The sequence below is a fragment of the Tistrella bauzanensis genome, from assembly GCF_014636235.1.
Lineage (GTDB): Bacteria > Pseudomonadota > Alphaproteobacteria > Tistrellales > Tistrellaceae > Tistrella > Tistrella bauzanensis.
Genome location: NZ_BMDZ01000038.1, coordinates 1 through 17,127, shown reverse-complemented (window position 1 = coordinate 17,127; position 17,127 = coordinate 1). Strand labels below are relative to the sequence as shown.

Here is a 17,127-nt window from a genome sequence, read left to right as displayed (position 1 = left end):
GTGGCGGCCCGCGTGTCAAACCGCCGCCTGCCGGGCCAGCGCCTCTTCCACGAAATCCAGCCGGTCCTGACCGAAATAGAGCGTGTCGCCTACAAAGAAGCTGGGGGCACCAAACACGCCGCGCGCAACCGCCTCTTCGGTTTCGGCCTTCAGCCGGTCCTTGACCTCAGGCGTGGCGCAGGCCGCGATCAGCGCTGCGGCATCGAAGCCGGCCGCTTCCAGCACCGCGCCCAGCACCTCCCGATTGCCCATGTCGCGGCCATCGGCCCACAGCGCCGGGAAGATCGCCGCCAGATAGGCCTCGATCCGGCCATCGGCCAGGGCAGCCGCCGCACCGCGCTGCATGGTCAGGGTGTTGATCGGAAAATGCGGATTGAAACGGAAGGGCGTGCCCGCCTTCTCGGCAAAGCGCGTCAGATCCGCCATCAGATAGCGGCCCTTGGCCTTCACCGCCGCGGGGCTGGTGTTACCGGTGGCCTGAAACACGGCACCCAGCAGAATTGGCCGCCAGCGGATCTCGGCGCCGGTGCGCGCAGCAATGGCGGGCAGCCGCGCCCAGGCGAGATAGGTGGCGGGGCTGCCGACATCGAACAGGAAATCAACGACAGGACGGGCAACGACAGGACGGGCAACGACAGGACGGGTCATAAGGGGCATCTCCTCGGATGGGACCGGCGCTCTTCGGCGGCGCCGTGGGTTCAGCGTCCGGTGGCTGGCGGGGCCGCGACCGGATCGGTGCCGAAATCGGCCGGCGAGGTGATCTCCAGCATCTCCAGATCGTCGGATCCCGCCTGAAGCTCATGCGCGATGCCCGGCGGCTGATAGACGCAGTCGCCGGCGCGCAGGTCCACCAACCCGGTGCCGTCATACCAGAACCGCACCCAGCCTTTCAGGATATAGACCATCTGGAAATCCAGCCGGTGGGCATGGCGGCCGGTGCCGGCGGTCACCGCCTCTTCGGCGCGGATCACATGGGCATGGAACCGCCCCTGGGTCGCCGTGCCGATATCGAGGTCGCGATAGCTGAAAAAGGCGCGCAGGCCGTCGCCGGCGAAACCGGCCCCGTCGGCACGGGCGATGGTGACCCGGGCTGGCGGTTCGGTTGCTGGCGTCTGCACGGTCTGGTGGGTTGTGGTGGTCATGGCTTCTGCTCCTTCTCGGTTGTCGGGCGGCCAGAAGGCCGGCTCGCGGCTTCTTGGTCCGGCGCGCGGATGTCTGCGACGATCATCCGTCGGCGCGGCCGGCAGGTCAAACAAGCGCTCGAGTTGCCCGTGGCGACTTGTCACCGGCAACGCCGCCTCCTATCGTTGCCGGCGCACACGCGCCGTACCGGCAGATCGGACCTGGGCCATGGATATCGACAGCTTCTTCGAGGCCGAACTGGATGAACACGCGGCGGTTTTCGCCCGCACCCGTGCCGTGCTGAAGCAGCCCTTCGGACAATGGGTGGCGATGGCGCTTGCCACCATCCGCGCCGGCGGCAAGATCATGTTCTTCGGCAATGGCGGTTCGGCCTCGGACGCTCAGCATCTGGCGACCGAACTGGCGGTGCGCTATCGCCGCGATCGCGCGCCCATTGCCGGGCTCGCCCTCACCACCGACAGTTCGGCGCTGACCGCGATCGGCAATGACATGGGCTTCGATCAGCTCTTCGCCCGCCAGATCGCCGCACTCGGCCGACCGGGTGACATGGCGGTCGGCATCACCACCTCGGGCCGCAGCCCGAATGTGCTGCTGGGGCTCGATGCGGCGCGGGCCGCCGGCATCACCGCCGTGGCCTTGACCGGCCGCGATGGCGGCGACACGCCAGGGCGCGCCGATCTGGCACTGGTGGTGCCAAGCGATACCACCGCCCGGATTCAGGAAATGCACATCATGCTGGGCCAGATGCTGTGCGGGGCGCTGGAAATCGCCCTGGGCCTGGTTCCCGACGAGCGCCCCTCCGGCGACTGACCAACAGATCTTTGGCCACCCGTCCCTCTCCCAACAGCCCGGACCCGCCATGTCGACCAGTTCTGTCCGTGCCGCCGGCGCCGCCCGTGTGGATTTCCTCGATCTCGACCGGCGTTTCGGCGCGGTGACGGTCGCGGTCATCGGCGACGTCATGCTCGACCGCTTCGTCTATGGCAAGGTGGAGCGGATCTCGCCCGAGGCACCGATCCCGGTGCTCAGGGTCGAGCGCCGCCGCACCATGATCGGCGGCGCCGGCAATGCCGCGCGCAATGTGGCCTCGCTCGGCGCCCATGCCAGGCTGGTCGCCGTGGTCGGTCCCGATGCCGCGGCCGCCGAGTTGCGCGACCTGCTGGCGGCGGAAGACCGCGTCACCGGCGATCTCGCGGTTGATATCGATGGCAGCACCATCGTCAAGACCCGCTATGTGGCGCAGAGCCAGCAATTGCTGCGCTCCGACGAGGACGGCCCCGGCGGCCTGTCATTGACCGCCCATGCCGGGCTGATGGCAGCGGTGGCCGAGGCGGTGGCTGCCGCCGACATCGTGCTGCTGTCGGATTACGGCAAGGGTGTTCTGGCACCCGATATCCTCACCGATATCATGGCCTGCTGCCTCGCCGCCGGCCGGCCGGTGGTGGTCGACCCCAAGGCGCGCGACCTCAGCCGCTATCGCGGCGCCATGGTTCTCACCCCCAATGCCGCCGAACTGGCGATGGCTTCAGGCGAGACGATCGATCCCGCCGATGACGCCGCCGTCACCCGCGCGGCCCTGGCGCTGGTTCGGGCGCATGGCTTTCAGCATCTGGTCGCCACCCGTGGCGCCCATGGTGTCACCGTGGTCGGTGCCGATGGCAGCGCCGTGCATCTGCCGGCCCGCGCCCGCGAGGTTTTCGACGTCTCAGGTGCCGGCGATACGCTGGTCGCGGCGCTGGCCTGCGGGCTTGCCGCCGGCGGATCGCTGGTCGACGCCGTGCAATATGCCAATGCGGCGGCTGGTGTTGTGGTCGGCAAGCTCGGCACCGCCACCGTCACCCCCACCGAGATCCGGGCCGCCGCCGCCGGCGACGCCGAGGCGCGCTCGGTCGCGGCAGGCGCCCCGCCCCGCCATGCCCGTGTGGTCGACACGGCCGCCGATGCCGCCCGCATCACCGCCGGCTGGCAGGCCGAGGGATTGCGCGTCGGGGTCACCAATGGCTGTTTCGACCTGCTGCATCGCGGCCACCTGGACGTGATCGGCAAGGCGCGTGCCGCCTGTGACCGGCTGGTGGTGGCGGTGAATGCCGATGCCTCGGTCCGCCGGCTGAAGGGGCCGTCGCGGCCGGTGCAGGATCAGGACACCCGTGCCGCGGTGCTGGCGGCCCTGGCCGATGTCGATCTGGTGCTGATCTTCGCCGAGGACACCCCGGCCGAGTTGATCGCGGCCATTCAGCCCGACCTGCTGGTCAAGGGCGGCGATTACAGCCCCGACACTGTGGTCGGCGCCGATGTCGTCACCGCCCGGGGCGGCCGGGTGATGATCGTGCCGATCCTGCCCGGCCATTCCACCACCGCCACTGTTGCCCGCATCAACCAGAGCGGCGATTGATCGGGCAGCCTCCCCCGGTCAGTCGTCCGTGCCCAGCAGGCGGAGCGTGGCGCGCATCAGCGGGTGATCGTCTTCGCCCAACGCCTCGACCGCGCTCATGTGATGCCGGCCCGGCAGATCGATCATGTCGATCCGGGCACCGGCGGCCTGCCAGCGGCGCCCGAAATCGCGGCTCTGGCGGTGAAACTCAGACGATTCATCCCCGCCCACCGCCAGCACCAGCCGTGTGCATGGCTGCGGTGCCAGCCTGTGCGGGCTGGCGGCGCGGGCACCGGCCACGTCAAGGCCCAGTTTCGCGTTGATGCTGGTCGCGATCAGCGGCTCCAGATCGAATACGCCGCTGATCGCCACGCCGCCCGCGATCAGTGGCGCCGCCACCGCCAGTGCCGGATCACGCGCCGCCCAGTCTGTGGCCGCCAGCATGCCGACGATCTGACCGCCGGCGGAATGTCCCGCGACCACGATGCGCCGGCGATCGAGGCCGAGCGCCGGCGCCAGCCGCCACAGCAGCGCCACGGCCTCGCGCGCTTCCTCGACGATGCCGGCAACCGTGGTCGCGGGTGCAAGTGTATAGTCGACCAACGCCACCGCGACGCCTCTGGCGACATATCCCCGCGCCAGTTGCGTGAAACTCTCGCGGCTCATGGCCTGCCAATAGCCGCCATGAAAGAACACCAGCACCGGCACGCCGCCGCCGGCCCCGGGCCCGGTTTCGGGCATCACCAGATCCAGCACCTGATCGCCGCGCCGGCCATAGACGATCGCCGGCCGGAAGCGGCCGCTGCGGGTGAAGTCCGCCCGGGCCGCCGCCGCCTCGGCCGCCCAGCGCGCGAAGATCGCCGGGTGGTCGGGCACGGCGGCACGGGCGTTATAGGCCCGCTCCGCATCGCCGGTGGCCATGGTCGTGCCGGCCGGGTCTGCGGCCGGGGCGGAAGGCGAGGCGTGGTAATCGGTCATCAGCAGCGTGTTTCCGGATAAGAAACGGGGTGGGCCGGATACGAAACGGGGGGAGCGCGTGGCGATTCCCCCAGAATACCCTCCCGCGCGGCAAATGGCTGCGGCGAACTGTCACGGAGCCCGCCCCGATCGGCCATTCCGGAACAAGCGGCCCGCTTCGGCATTGGTCCATTGCCGATCATGCTTACCTCATCCCACGACCGCAGCCTGCGGCCATGGGTCACTGCCAGTGGAGCCGGAATGTTCGAATGGATCGTGGGTGTCGTCTCATCCGCAGGCTATATCGGTGTCGCCGCATTGATGGCGCTGGAAAACCTGTTCCCGCCGATCCCGTCGGAGCTGATCATGCCGGTGGCGGGCTTTGCCGCCGCACGCGGTGACCTCACCATCATCGGCGTCATTCTGGCCGGTACGGCGGGGTCGGTCATCGGCACCCTGCCCTGGTACTGGCTGGGGCGGCGGCTGGGGCGGCGGCGCATCCGTCATCTGGCCGAACGCCATGGCCGCTGGCTGACGATTTCACCCGACGAGGTCGATCAGGCCCATGGCTGGTTTGAGCGTCACGGCGGCAAGGCCGTGTTCTTCGGGCGTCTGATCCCCGCCATCCGCACACTCATCTCGGTGCCGGCTGGCATCGCCGCGATGCCGATGGGGCGGTATCTGGCCTGGTCCACCCTGGGCTCGGTAATCTGGACCAGCCTGCTCGCCCTTGCCGGCTATGCGCTGGAAAGCCAGTACGATCTGGTTGCCGCCTATATGGATCCGGTGTCGAAGGGCGTCATCGCGCTGATGGTGCTGACCTATCTGTACCGGGTGGTGCGCCGCAAGGGATAGCCATGGTCGCCTTCTGATTGGACCAGCCATCTTGGTGAAAATCGGCCCTGGACGGCAGACCATTCGGCCGCGACATTGACGCTGCCCCCGCGCCCGCCGCCGAGAGAATGCCGTCCGATGTACCAGCCCAGGATCTTTCAGGAACAGCGCCCAGCGGTGCTGCATGCGCTGATGCGCGACCATCCGCTTGCCACCCTGATCACCGCCGGTTCAGGCGGATTGATGGCCAATCTGCTGCCTTTCGACCTGATCGAGACGGCTGGCGGCGACCACCTGTTGCGCGCCCATCTTGCCCGCGCCAACCCGCAGATCGGTGACCTCCGCGACGCCGCCGAGGCGCTGGTGGTGTTCCAGGGGCCGGCCGCCTATGTCACGCCCTCGTGGTATGCGTCCAAGGCGGCGCACGGCAAAGTTGTCCCTACTTGGAATTATGCCACTGTCCAGGTGCGGGGTCGGCCGCGGATCACCGAAGATCCGGCCTGGCTGTCGGCGCAACTGGCCGCACTGACCGCCGCACAGGAAGCCGGGCGCCCTCGGCCCTGGGCGATGACCGATGCCCCGGCCGGTTTCATCGCCGCCCAGATGAAGGGCATTGTCGGCCTGGACATTCCGATCGCCCGCATCGATGGCAAATGGAAGGTGAGCCAGAACCGCGACCGGGCCGACCGCCAGGGTGTCGTCGCGGGGCTTGCGGCCGAGCCCGGCGATGATGCCGCGGCCATCGCCGCACTGATCGATGCGGCATCCTGAAAGAGCGGCCACATCCCGGAAGAGCGAATGGGCACGCGGCGGAGTAGCGTCCGGCGGCTGTCGCCGCTAGGCTTCCCCAATGACAAGGGCAGATCCACCAGGGGCGTGGATCATGCCGATGCATGTGGAGGAATGACCGATGGGCAGTGTCGAGGGGCGCTTCGTCGCCAATGGCGATGTGCGGCTGCATGTGATCGAGGCCGGGCATGGCGAGGCGATCGTGTTCGTGCACGAATTTGCCGGCGACCGGCGGAGCTGGGAACCGCAGATGCGGCGCTTCGCGCGCAGCCATCGCTGTGTCGCCTATGATGCCCGCGGCTATCCGCCATCGGATGTGCCGGCGACGGTGGACGAATACGGCCAGGCGCAGGCGACCGACGACATCCGCGCGGTGATGGACGGTCTGGGCATCGACCGCGCGCATCTTGTGGGATGCAGCATGGGCGGCTTCGCCGTGCTGCATTTCGGCCTGCGTCATCCCGATCGCGCCCGATCGATCACCGCGATCGGCGCCGGCTATGGCGCGCGGCCGGAGCAGCGCGCCGATTTCGCCGCCAATTGCGAGGCCACGGCCGCCCGTATCCTGGAGGACGGCCTGGAGGCCGCCGGGCGCAGTTATATGTCATCGGCCGGCCGGCTGCCCTTCGCCGCCAAGGATCCGCGCGGCGCCGACGAGGCGATGGCGGTGTTTCTGGATCATTCACCGCTGGGCGCGGCGCTGACCCTGCGCGGCTATCAGGCAAGACGGCCGTCGCTGTTCGCGCTGGAAGACGAATTCCGCACGATGAACCTGCCGGTCCTGTTGATCGTGGGCGACAGCGACGCGCCGGCGATCGAGGCCAATCTGTTCCTGAAGGCCACCCTGCCCGCGGCCGGCCTGGCCGTGCTGCCGATGACCGGCCATGCCGCCAATCTCGAAGAGCCCGACCCCGTCAACCGCCTGCTCGCCGATTTCTTCACCGCCGTCGAGCATGGACGCTGGGCGAAGACCGGCGGCGACGATCGCCAGAATGGCGACCTGCTGGGCATGGGCGCCACACCCTGACCAGCCGCACCACGTCGGAAACATCGATTGCATTTGCGTACCATTTGGTCAAAATTCGCCCAATCGGTCACGCCGCCTGCACAAGTCTGAGGCATTCGGCGGCAACCGGCGGGCAGCGCAGGTTTTCTGCCCGTGGATTTGGCGGATCTTGAGGCATTGGCGCAGTCCTTGCGTTATCATGAAAGTTCCGCGACACCCATCGGAGATCGCTCATCCATGCTGCTCGCAAAGCTCAGGGCCGCAGCCCTCGCCGCCACCGTCGCCGTCTCGGCGCTGATGGCCGGCAACGCTGACGCCGCCGACAAGATCAAGGTTGCCAGCGTCTACACCGTGCCGATCGAGCAGCAGTGGGTCAGCCGCATCCACATTGCCCTCGACGCCGCCGCCAAACGCGGCGACATCGACTATGAATGGTCGGAATCGGTGACCAATGCCGATTATGAGCGCGTGATGCGCGAATACGCCGAGAAGGGCGCCGACATGGTCGTCGGCGAGGCCTTCGCGGTCGAGCAGGCGGCCCGCCGCGTGGCCCGCGACTATCCCGAAACCGCCTTCCTGATGGGTTCGTCGTTCAAGCCGCAGGATCCGAATTTCTCGGTGTTCGACAACTACATCCAGGAACCTGCCTATCTGACCGGCATGATCGCCGGCGGCATGACCAAATCGAACGTCATCGGCGTGGTCGGCGGTTTCCCGATCCCTGAGGTCAACCGGCTGATGAACGCCTTCATGGCCGGCGCGCTTGAGGTGAACCCCGAGGCCAAGTTCATGGTGAGCTTCATCGGCTCGTGGTTCGATCCGCCGAAGGCCAAGGAGAGCGCCTTCGCCATGATCGAGCGCGGCGCCGACGTGCTGTATGCCGAACGCTTCGGCGTGTCGGATGCCGCCAAGGAGCGTGGCGTTCTGGCGATCGGCAATGTCATCGACACCCAGGCCCAGTATCCTGAAACGGTCGTCGCCTCGGCGCTGTGGCACATGGAGCCCACGATCGACAAGGCGATCGCGGCCGTGAAGGACGGCAGCTTCAAGGCCGAGGATTACGGCAGCTATTCCAACATGAAGCCGGGCGGTGCCTCGCTTGCCCCCTATGGCACCTTCGACGACAAGATCCCGGCCGACCTGAAGGCCAAGGTCGAGGCGAAGAAGGCCGCCATCCTGGATGGCAGCACCACCGTCACCGTCGACGACACCGAGCCCAAATCCACGATGTAAGCGGTCTGCGCAGATAAACTGTCGGCCATGGATGCGGCCACTTCAGGCTGTATCCTCCACGACGCCGCATCCGCATCGGGGCGCTTGCATCCATGACCACATCCGCTGAACCCGCGGTGGTGGCGACGAGCCGGGCGCCGGAGATCGTTCTCCGGCTTTCGGGCGTTACCAAGCGCTTCGGCGCGCTCACGGCCAACGACGCCATCGACCTGGACCTGCGCCGGGGCGAGATCCTGGCGCTGCTGGGCGAGAACGGCGCCGGCAAAACCACCTTGATGAGCATCCTGTTCGGCCATTATGTGGCCGACGCGGGCGATATCGAGGTCTTCGGCCGGCCGCTGCCCGGCGGTTCGCCCAAGGCCGCGATCGCGGCCGGCCTCGGCATGGTGCATCAGCACTTCACCCTGGCCGAGAATCTGAGCGTCATCGACAACGTCACCATCGGCACCGAGCCGCTGTGGGCGTGGCGGCGGGACCGGGCGAAAGCGCGCCGGCGGCTGGCCGAGCTGGGGGCCCGTTTCGGCCTGACGGTCGACCCTGATGCCCGCGTCGGCGCCTTGTCGGTGGGCGAGCGCCAGAAGGTCGAGATCCTGAAGGCGCTGTATCGCGACGCCCGGATCCTGATCCTGGACGAACCCACCGCCGTTCTGACCCCGCAGGAAAGCGAGCGGCTGTTCGTCACGCTCCGCGCCATGGTCGCCGACGGGCTGTCGATCATCTTCATCAGCCACAAGCTGCCGGAAGTGATGACGGTCAGCAACCGGGTGGCGGTGCTGCGGGCCGGCCGGCTGATCGAACAGCGCGACGCGGCCGGGCTCGACCGCGCGATGCTGGCCGAGCTGATGGTCGGGCGCAAGGTCACCGGGCCGATGCGCACGCCCGTGGCGGCCGGCGCGCCGGCCCTGATCCTGGACCGCGTCTCGGCGACCGGCCCCGGCGGCAAGCCCCGGCTGCATGACGTGCAGCTTTCGGTAAATGCGCGTGAAATCGTCGGCATCGCAGGCGTCTCGGGCAATGGCCAGTCGCTGCTGGCCGATCTGATCGCCGGCATGGCCCATCCCGAGGCCGGCCGCATCACCATTCTGGGCCAGCCGATCACGCGTCCCGATCCGGCACGGATGGTGCGCATGGGGGTTGGCCGCATCCCGGAAGACCGCCACAGCGAAGGCCTGATCGGCGACATGACGGTGTGGGAGAACGTCATCGCCGAACGCCGCAACCGGCCCGATTTCTCCCGCGCGGGATTTCTGCGCCGGGGGCCGGCGCGCGCCCATGCGGCCGATCTGGTCAGGGCCTATGAGGTGCGCTGCCCGTCGGTGGATGCCACCGTCCGCCAGCTTTCCGGCGGCAACATGCAGAAACTGATCCTGGGCCGGGCGCTGGCCCTGCATCCGGGGCTGATCCTGGCCAACCAGCCCACCCGTGGCCTGGATATCGGCGCGGTCGCCTATGTCCATGAACGTCTGCTGGAGGCCCGCGACGGCGGCGCCGCCATCCTGCTGATTTCCGAGGATCTGGACGAGATCCTGGCCCTGTCCGACCGGGTGGCGGTGATCCATGACGGTCATCTGACCACGCCTGCCCGACGCGAGGCGGTCACCGTGGCCGGTCTCGGCCTGCTGATGGCCGGTGCCGGCGACACCGCATCCGCCACCGAGGCTGCCCATGCGACTTGAACGCCGCACCGAAACCCCCGCCTGGCTGTCTCTGCTGGTGCCGGTGGCGGCGCTTGCCGCCGCCTTCGCCATCTCGGCGGTTCTGATCCTGATATCCGGCGCCTCGGTGCCGGCTGCCTATGGCGCGATGGCCGACGGCGCCTTCGGCAGCCGCTTCGCCATCACCGAAACCCTCACCCGCGCGGCACCGCTGATGCTGACCGGGCTTGCCGCTGCCGTCGCCTTCCGCGCCCGGCTGTGGAATATCGGCGGCGAGGGCCAGCTTTACGGCGGGGCGCTGGCCGCGGTCTGGATCGGCACCGCGCCGCTGGGCCTGCCCGATGCACTGCTGCTGCCAGCCGTGATCCTGGCCGGCGCCATCGCCGGCGGTCTGCTGCTGCTGGGCCCGGCGGTGCTGAAAACCCGCTTCGGCGTCGACGAGGTGGTGACCACCCTGCTGCTGAACTTCATCGTGCTGCTGTTCGTGTCGATGATGATCGAAGGGCCGATGAAGGATCCGATGGCCATGGGCTGGCCGCAAAGCGACACCCTGCCGATGGCCGCCGAACTGCCACGGCTGATCCCGCGCACCCGCCTGCATGGCGGGCTGATCCTGGCACTGGTCGCGGCGGTGCTGATCTACATCATGATGACCCGCACGGTGCTTGGCTTCGAGATGCGCGCGGTCGGCGCCAGCCCGCGCGCGGCCCGGTTCTCAGGGATGAGTACCGGTCGGGTGATGCTGCTGGTGGCGCTGATCTCAGGCGGCCTCGCCGGCCTCGCCGGTGTCAGCGAGGTGGCCGGCCGCACCGGCTATCTCACCCTCGACATGTCGCCCGGCTATGGCACCGGCGGCGTGGTGGTCGCCATGCTGGCCCAGTTGCACCCGCTGGGGGTGATCCTGGGCGCGTTGATGGTCGCCAGCATCTTCGTCGGTGCCGATGCCATGAGCCGTGCGGTGGGCGTGCCCACCTATATTGCCGACGTTCTGGTCGCGGTGTCGCTGCTGTGCATGCTGACCGCGATGCTGTTTGCCCGCTATCGCCTGCGCCGCGGCTGATCCCGGCCGTTCTTCCGGAGCTGACCCGTCATGGACATCATCGAGCTTCTGATTTCGGCCGGCCTGTGGGCAACCGTGCTGCGCATCGCCACACCGCTGATCTTCGGCACGCTCGGCGAATTGATCTGCGAGCGTGCCGGCGTTCTGAACCTGGGCATTGAGGGGATCATGACGCTGGGCGCCATGGTCGGCTGGATGACGGTCTATCAGGGCGGCGATCTGTGGGTCGGCATCGCCGCCGCCGCCGTGGCCGGCATGCTGGTCGGGCTGCTGCACGGCGCGCTGACCGTGCCGCTCGGCCTGTCGCAGCATGTCACCGGCCTTGGCATCACCATGCTGGCCACCAGCCTGTCCTATTTCGCCTATCGCCTGTTGCTGCCACAGATCAGCACCCCGCCATCCGTCGACCCCTTCGCGCCGCTCGGCGATGGCTGGTGGTCGTCCCTGCCCTGGCTGGGCCAGGTGATCGGCCAGCAGACCGCCCCCACCATCCTGGCCCTGGTGCTGGTGCTGGCAGTGGCCTGGGTGCTGTACCGCACGCCCGCCGGGCTGGCGGTGCGGATGGTCGGTGAAAATCCGGCCGCCGCCGATGCCCAGGGCATTTCGGTCACCGGCGTGCGGATGCTGGCGGTGATGGTGGGATCGGCCTTCATGGCGGTTGGCGGCGCCTTCCTCACCCTCTCGGCGTTCAACGCCTTCTTCTTCAACATGATTGGCGGGCGCGGCTGGATCTGCATCGCGCTGGTGGTGTTCGCGTCATGGCGGCCGGGCAAGGCCCTGCTCGGCGCGCTGCTCTTCGCCTTCTTCGATGCGCTTCAGACCCGCCTGCAACAGATGACGGGCGGCGCCCTGCCCTATCAACTGTTCCTGATGCTGCCTTATGTGCTCAGCATTCTGGCACTTGTGGTCATGTCCAGGCGGGCCGCCTATCCTCAGGCGCTGATGGTGCCGTTCCGCAAGGGAGAACGCTGAACCCATGGCCCTCGATCTTCTGGTTCTGAACGCCCGCCGCGCACTCGACGCCGACATGACGCCCGCCGGCGCCACACCCGTCGACATCGCCATAGACGGCGGGCGGATCGTCGAGGTGGCGCCGGGCATCGCCGCGCGCGGCGCCACCGCCACTGACACCATCGATGCCGCGGGCTGCCTGGTCACCCCGCCTTTCGTCGACGCCCATTTCCACATGGACTCGACCCTGTCCTATGGCATGCCGCGGGTGAACCGGTCGGGCACGCTGCTGGAAGGCATCGCGCTGTGGAACGAACTCAAGCCCGCGCTGACCCACCAGGCACTGGTCGACCGCGCGCTCGCCTATTGCGACTGGGCGGTGGCCCGTGGCCTTCTGGCGATCCGCAGCCATGTCGATGTCTGCGATCCCCGGCTGCTGGCGGTGGATGCGCTGCTGGAGGTGAAGGCGCGGGTCAAGCCCTGGCTGGATCTGCAACTGGTGGCCTTCCCGCAAGACGGTCTCTATCGCCGCCCAGGCACAGAAGCCCTGCTGATCGAGGCGCTGGACCGTGGCGTCGACGTGGTCGGCGGCATCCCGCATTTCGAGCGGACAATGACCGATGGCGCCCGCAGCGTGGCGCGGCTGTGCGAGATCGCTGCCGAACGGGGCCTGCGGGTCGATTTGCACTGCGATGAAAGCGACGACCCGCTGTCGCGCCATGTGGAAACGCTCGCCGCCGAGGTTCATCGCCTGGGGCTGCACGGTCGGGCCACAGGCTCGCATCTCACCTCGATGCATTCCATGGACAACTACTATGTCTCCAAGCTGATCCCGCTGATGGCCGAGGCCGATCTGGGCGTGATCGCCAACCCGCTGATCAACATCACCCTTCAGGGCCGCCACGACACCTATCCCAAGCGCCGCGGCATGACCCGGGTGCCCGAGCTGATGGCGGCGGGGCTGACGGTTGCCTTCGGCCAGGATTGTGCCATGGACCCGTGGTATCCGCTGGGCTCGGGCGACATGCTCGATGTCGCATCGATGGGCCTGCATGTGGCGCAGATGACCGGCATCGACGACATGCGCCGCTGCTTTCAGGCGGTGACCACCAACCCCGCCCGCCTGCTGGGCCTGGATGGCTATGGGCTCGATGCCGGATGCCAGGCCGATATCGTGATCCTGGATGCCGGCGACGAGGTCGAGGCCCTGCGCCTGCGCGCGACCCGGCTGTCGGTCATCCGCGCCGGCCGGCTGATCGCGCGCACCGCCCCGTCCGAGACCACCCTGCTGCTGGATGGCGGCACCCGCCTGACCCGCTGCCGCATCGGGGCCTGAGCGGCCGCGCGTTGCCTGACCGGGCGCCGCACCCCCTCAGGTGGCGGCGCTGCGGTTCTGGGCCGCACGCGTCCTGGCAATGGTCTCGAACTTGTGCAGCAGGGTCTCGTCGCCGCCGATCAGGCGCCGGAAGTCGCCGGCATCCAGAAACAACAACTGGCAATAGCCGAGGGCGGCGATCTCGGCGCTGCGCGGACGGTGGTCGAGCAGCGCCATCTCGCCGAAAAAGTCGCCACGGCCCAGCCTGATACGCCGGTCCTCGATCCGCACCTCGACCGCGCCCGACGAGATGAAATACACCCCGTCGCCCTTGTCGCCAGCCCGGAAGATCACCGATCGCGGCAGCACGAAGACCGGCCGCAGCAACTGGCGGACACGGGCGCGCATGTCGTCGCCCAGTTCCACGAACAGCGGCAGGCGGCGCATCAGCTCGTTGGTGTCCAGGCCCAGATCCAGCCGCGGCAGGGCGTCGCGGCGGGCTTCAGCCGCCGTCACGCCCCGGCGCAGATCGTCATGCAGTTCCGCATCCAGCAGGCCTTCCTCGGCCAGTGCGTCATAACGGGCCAGTTCGTGGCGTTCGGCCATCCGCGCCAGGAACCGTCGTTCCAGCGCCTCGGCATAATCGGGATATTGCAGCCGCATGGCATCCAGCGCACCGGCCACCTGGCGGGCGCGGCCATCAAGCATGTCGGCGATCAGCTCGGCGATGCGCCGGCCCAGCATCGGCCGGATCCGCTCGTCGACATAGGGCCTGAGTTCCTGGATCGCCAGCCGGAAGGCCAGCAGCATCTCGAACCGGTTGGCCAGCCGGCGCGCCAGCGGCCGGTCGATGCGCATCCGCCGGTGCAGCCAATAGGCGACCCGGAATCCGTGCTCGAAATCGAGTGCGGTGCGCACCACGCGCATATAGCCCAGGCGGCCTTCATTGCGGCCGCCTTCCAGCAGCGCTTCGGTCAGGCGCAGCAGCCGGTCGACGGTGGCGGTCGACAGGGTACGACGCTCATGCAGATCCAGAATCAGTCCGCGCTCACGCACCGCCAGTGCCACCAGCCCCACGCCCAGCCGTTCACGATCGGCGATCTCGGTCTCGATATCGGTATCGCTCGACACCTGATCGGCGCGGCGGGCGTAAGACTGGGCCACCTCGCGCACCACGGTCGGGCTCACGTCATAGCGTCGTCCGGCATCCTCGACCGCCCCCCTGACATCGGTCAGCGACAGCGCCAGCACCTGGCGGCGCAGCACCTCGCCCACCGGTGACAGCCGGTCCAGCCCCAGCCAGGAAATCAGCGGCCGAAGCGTGGTGCCATTGATGAACAGCGTGAACAGCACATAGCCGGTCGCGGTCACCGCCACGAAGCGCTTCAGGCCGTCGGACAGGCCCGGCGCCTCGACCACGCCCAGCGCCAGCACCAGTGTCACCGCGCCGCGCAGGCCACCCCACAGGATCACCGCCCGATAGCTGTGCGACACCCTGGCCGACAGCCTCAACATGCTCAGCACCGGCAGCAGCAGCCACAGGGTCAGCGCCCGGCCGATCAGCGCCAGCAGCGCCAGCGTGGCGATGGTCAGGATGTCATAGATATCGACGTCCTCCATCAGCCGCGGCACGATCAGCGCCGCCAGCACGAAAATCATCGACCCGGCCCAGAAGGCGATCTGCTCCCACACGTTCAGCAGATGCCGCCAGTTCTCAGGCGCCACATGCGACCGGCCCAGCGCCGAGACCACCAGCCCGGCCACCACCGCCGCCACCACGCCCGACACGCCCAGGCTGTATTCGCCGACCACGAAGATGATATAGGCGCCGGCCAGGGTCAGCGTCGCTTCCGCCGCCTTGATATCGTCCAGCAGCAGCAGCCCGGCGACCACCAGCCGGCCGACCACCAGACCGAACACCGCGCCGCCGATCAGTCCCACGGCCAGATCGTTGGCGGCATCCAGCAGCATGGCGGAGCCCGGCTCTTCCACGCCGGTCGCGCGCGCGGTGACCAGTGCGGCCATCAGCACCGAGAACAGGGCAATGGCGGTGGCATCGTTCAGCAGGCTTTCGCCCTCGACCAGCCGGGTCAACCGGCCCGGCGCGCCGATGTCGCGGAAGATCGCCACCACCGCTGCCGGATCGGTGGTCGCCACGATCGCGCCCAGCAGCAGGCAGCCCAGGAGCGGCACGCCGAAGATCGCCGACAGCCCTAACCCGATGGCGGCCGTCGTCACCACCACCGCCACCACCGCCAGCAACAGAATCGGCGCTATATCGTCCAACAGCCGGCGGACATCAATGGTCAGCGCGGTCTGGAACAGCAGCAGCGGCAGGAAGACGGTGATGATGGTCTGGCTGTCGATCCTCAGATAGACAACGGCCCGTGCTGCCTCGTTGAACACATCGGTGAACGAGGTGAACAGCAGGAAAGCAGCCAGGGCGCCGATGGCGACCCCCACCGCCGCCAGCAGCACGTTCGATGCCAGACCCAGCCGCCGGGCAAGTGGCTGTATGGCGGCAATGACGACAAGAAGCAGGGCGAGTGTCAGAACCAGTCCGGTAATACCGCCCGTCGTCACGCGTCCATCTCCTCTGACCCCTTGCCGAAAGCGGCCAGATCATAGCAGACGCTGCGGCTGACGGTGAGAACAGCTCTGTGACCTGACGCAATTCTCAACAGCCGCCGCAGCGGTTCACCCGGCTCTCAACCCGGGCGGCCATGGCGCTGGATACCGAAGGCAACCATACCGCCCATGGTCAGCAGCGCCGAGGCGCCGATCATCCTGCCGGCCAACGCGCCGGGGCCGGGCGGCGCCAGATCGGGAATGATGATGTCGATCCGCCCAGGTTCGGCGTCAATGACGTCGACCATCATGCCCGGCGCCAGAACCACACCCTGGCCGCGCAGGGTCGCGACCGGTGCCGCCCGCAGATCTTCGCGGAATGCCGGCTCGCGCGCGGCACGCAGCATCGCCTCGGCCATCGGCCGCAGTGCCGGATCATTGGGCAGGATGTCCGGATCCCGCCGATCCCCGGACAGCATCGGCGGCAAGGTCAGCAGCAGCCGCCCGGGCCGCGACTGGTGGACGCGGATATCGGCATCCGCCGGCACCGCCACCCCTGCCTGCGCCAGTGCCTGCGCAGGGTTCTGAACCAGGCTGTTCAGAAAGGCCGCATCCGTGCAGGCACGCTCGATCGCCGCATACAGCGCCGGATAGGTCGGAAAGCCGGATATACGGGACGCCATGGCGACCTCGTCGAGAGGACCGGCCGCACGATGGCGGGGATGCCCGGCCGGCAACAGAGGAAAAGGCTTGTGGGTATGACCATGCCATCGACGCTCTGTCCGGTGCCAGCCACGCCCGACCGGCGATCAATCATGGTTGACGGCGCCCCTCCCGCGCATCGGCCAGGGTCGACGGCACGGGGTCATGTCCCCGGCGCATGTCGTGACAGGCAGAGTATGGCTTGCGGCGCTGCACGAAGCGCGGCATCGTCTCCCCTGATCACCCTGCCCAGTCCGCGCCTGAGGATACCCTCTTATGCCGAGCCCCCGTCGCTATTCCGAAGCCCGCCTCACGCGCTATGTCGACCATGGCCTGCATGGCGTTCAGGGCTGGCTGGATGATTTCAGCGCGGCGGCGATCGCGAAACTCGGCGACAGCCAGAGCGACCATGGTGTGACGGGCGCCGTGGCGGAAGTTGGCGTGCATCACGGCAAGCTGTTCCTGGGGGATGTCCCGCCCGATGTTGAAAAGGGCTCGGCGGACGTCGCTGGTTGATGAGGCTATGCAGCCTCGCAGACGGGG

Annotated in this window: 16 protein-coding genes; 11 read left to right on the top strand and 5 right to left on the bottom strand. The window is 68.2% G+C overall.

What is annotated here, in order from left to right:
* Positions 1–15 precede the first annotated feature (15 nt).
* Together IEW15_RS15525 and IEW15_RS15520 are read right to left on the bottom strand one after the other, a co-directional pair.
* Positions 16–648: a 2-hydroxychromene-2-carboxylate isomerase gene (locus tag IEW15_RS15525; RefSeq protein WP_188579553.1), complete on the bottom strand. Its 633-nt coding sequence runs from the start codon at positions 646–648 to the stop codon at positions 16–18.
* A 50-nt stretch (positions 649–698) separates the two neighbouring features.
* The gene (locus IEW15_RS15520) at positions 699–1,142 is read right to left on the bottom strand and encodes a cupin domain-containing protein (protein ID WP_188579551.1); all 444 of its coding nucleotides are present in this window, start codon (positions 1,140–1,142) and stop codon (positions 699–701) included.
* Positions 1,143–1,350: 208 nt separating this feature from the next.
* On the opposite strand from IEW15_RS15520, the gene IEW15_RS15515 reads away from it, so the two are divergent.
* Positions 1,351–1,953 (top strand): SIS domain-containing protein, encoded by a 603-nt coding sequence (locus tag IEW15_RS15515; RefSeq protein WP_188579549.1) that lies wholly within the window; start codon positions 1,351–1,353, stop codon positions 1,951–1,953.
* 49 nt (positions 1,954–2,002) lie between these two features.
* On the top strand, positions 2,003–3,535 hold the full coding sequence (gene rfaE1 / locus IEW15_RS15510) for a D-glycero-beta-D-manno-heptose-7-phosphate kinase (RefSeq protein WP_188579547.1): 1,533 nt from the start codon (positions 2,003–2,005) through the stop codon (positions 3,533–3,535).
* Between the two features lie 18 nt (positions 3,536–3,553).
* Here the strand turns inward: rfaE1 and IEW15_RS15505 are convergent, their stop codons facing one another.
* Positions 3,554–4,492, bottom strand: coding sequence for an alpha/beta hydrolase (locus IEW15_RS15505; protein ID WP_188579545.1), 939 nt, complete (start codon positions 4,490–4,492; stop codon positions 3,554–3,556).
* A 240-nt stretch (positions 4,493–4,732) separates the two neighbouring features.
* Here IEW15_RS15505 and IEW15_RS15500 point away from each other — a divergent pair, with 240 nt between their 5' ends.
* From IEW15_RS15500 to IEW15_RS15465, 8 genes are all read left to right on the top strand, one after another.
* Positions 4,733–5,326 (top strand): DedA family protein, encoded by a 594-nt coding sequence (locus tag IEW15_RS15500; protein ID WP_188579543.1) that lies wholly within the window; start codon positions 4,733–4,735, stop codon positions 5,324–5,326.
* Positions 5,327–5,443: 117 nt separating this feature from the next.
* Positions 5,444–6,076, top strand: a complete 633-nt coding sequence (locus IEW15_RS15495; RefSeq protein ID WP_188579541.1) for an FMN-binding negative transcriptional regulator — start codon at positions 5,444–5,446, stop codon at positions 6,074–6,076.
* Between the two features lie 139 nt (positions 6,077–6,215).
* On the top strand, positions 6,216–7,121 hold the full coding sequence (locus IEW15_RS15490; RefSeq protein ID WP_188579539.1) for an alpha/beta fold hydrolase: 906 nt from the start codon (positions 6,216–6,218) through the stop codon (positions 7,119–7,121).
* A 216-nt stretch (positions 7,122–7,337) separates the two neighbouring features.
* Positions 7,338–8,333 carry a BMP family protein gene (locus IEW15_RS15485; RefSeq protein WP_188579537.1) on the top strand — a complete coding sequence of 332 codons (996 nt, stop codon included), beginning with the start codon at positions 7,338–7,340 and terminating at the stop codon, positions 8,331–8,333.
* Positions 8,334–8,425: 92 nt separating this feature from the next.
* Positions 8,426–10,009 carry an ABC transporter ATP-binding protein gene (locus IEW15_RS15480; protein ID WP_188579535.1) on the top strand — a complete coding sequence of 528 codons (1,584 nt, stop codon included), beginning with the start codon at positions 8,426–8,428 and terminating at the stop codon, positions 10,007–10,009.
* Positions 9,999–11,048, top strand: a complete 1,050-nt coding sequence (locus IEW15_RS15475; RefSeq protein WP_188579533.1) for an ABC transporter permease — start codon at positions 9,999–10,001, stop codon at positions 11,046–11,048. Before IEW15_RS15480 ends, IEW15_RS15475 begins: the two co-directional genes overlap by 11 nt.
* A 30-nt stretch (positions 11,049–11,078) precedes the next feature.
* On the top strand, positions 11,079–12,020 hold the full coding sequence (locus tag IEW15_RS15470; RefSeq protein WP_188579531.1) for an ABC transporter permease: 942 nt from the start codon (positions 11,079–11,081) through the stop codon (positions 12,018–12,020).
* Between the two features lie 4 nt (positions 12,021–12,024).
* Positions 12,025–13,335, top strand: coding sequence for an amidohydrolase family protein (locus IEW15_RS15465; protein ID WP_188579529.1), 1,311 nt, complete (start codon positions 12,025–12,027; stop codon positions 13,333–13,335).
* A 36-nt stretch (positions 13,336–13,371) separates the two neighbouring features.
* On the opposite strand, the gene IEW15_RS15460 is transcribed toward IEW15_RS15465, so the two are convergent.
* Complete coding sequence (locus tag IEW15_RS15460; protein ID WP_188579527.1) at positions 13,372–15,897, bottom strand: cation:proton antiporter; 2,526 nt, start codon at positions 15,895–15,897, stop codon at positions 13,372–13,374.
* Positions 15,898–16,022: 125 nt separating this feature from the next.
* Positions 16,023–16,565, bottom strand: coding sequence for a hypothetical protein (locus IEW15_RS15455; RefSeq protein WP_188579525.1), 543 nt, complete (start codon positions 16,563–16,565; stop codon positions 16,023–16,025).
* 295 nt (positions 16,566–16,860) lie between these two features.
* Between IEW15_RS15455 and IEW15_RS15450 the strand changes: the two genes are divergently transcribed.
* Positions 16,861–17,100: a hypothetical protein gene (locus tag IEW15_RS15450; RefSeq protein ID WP_188579523.1), complete on the top strand. Its 240-nt coding sequence runs from the start codon at positions 16,861–16,863 to the stop codon at positions 17,098–17,100.
* Positions 17,101–17,127: the final 27 nt, after the last annotated feature.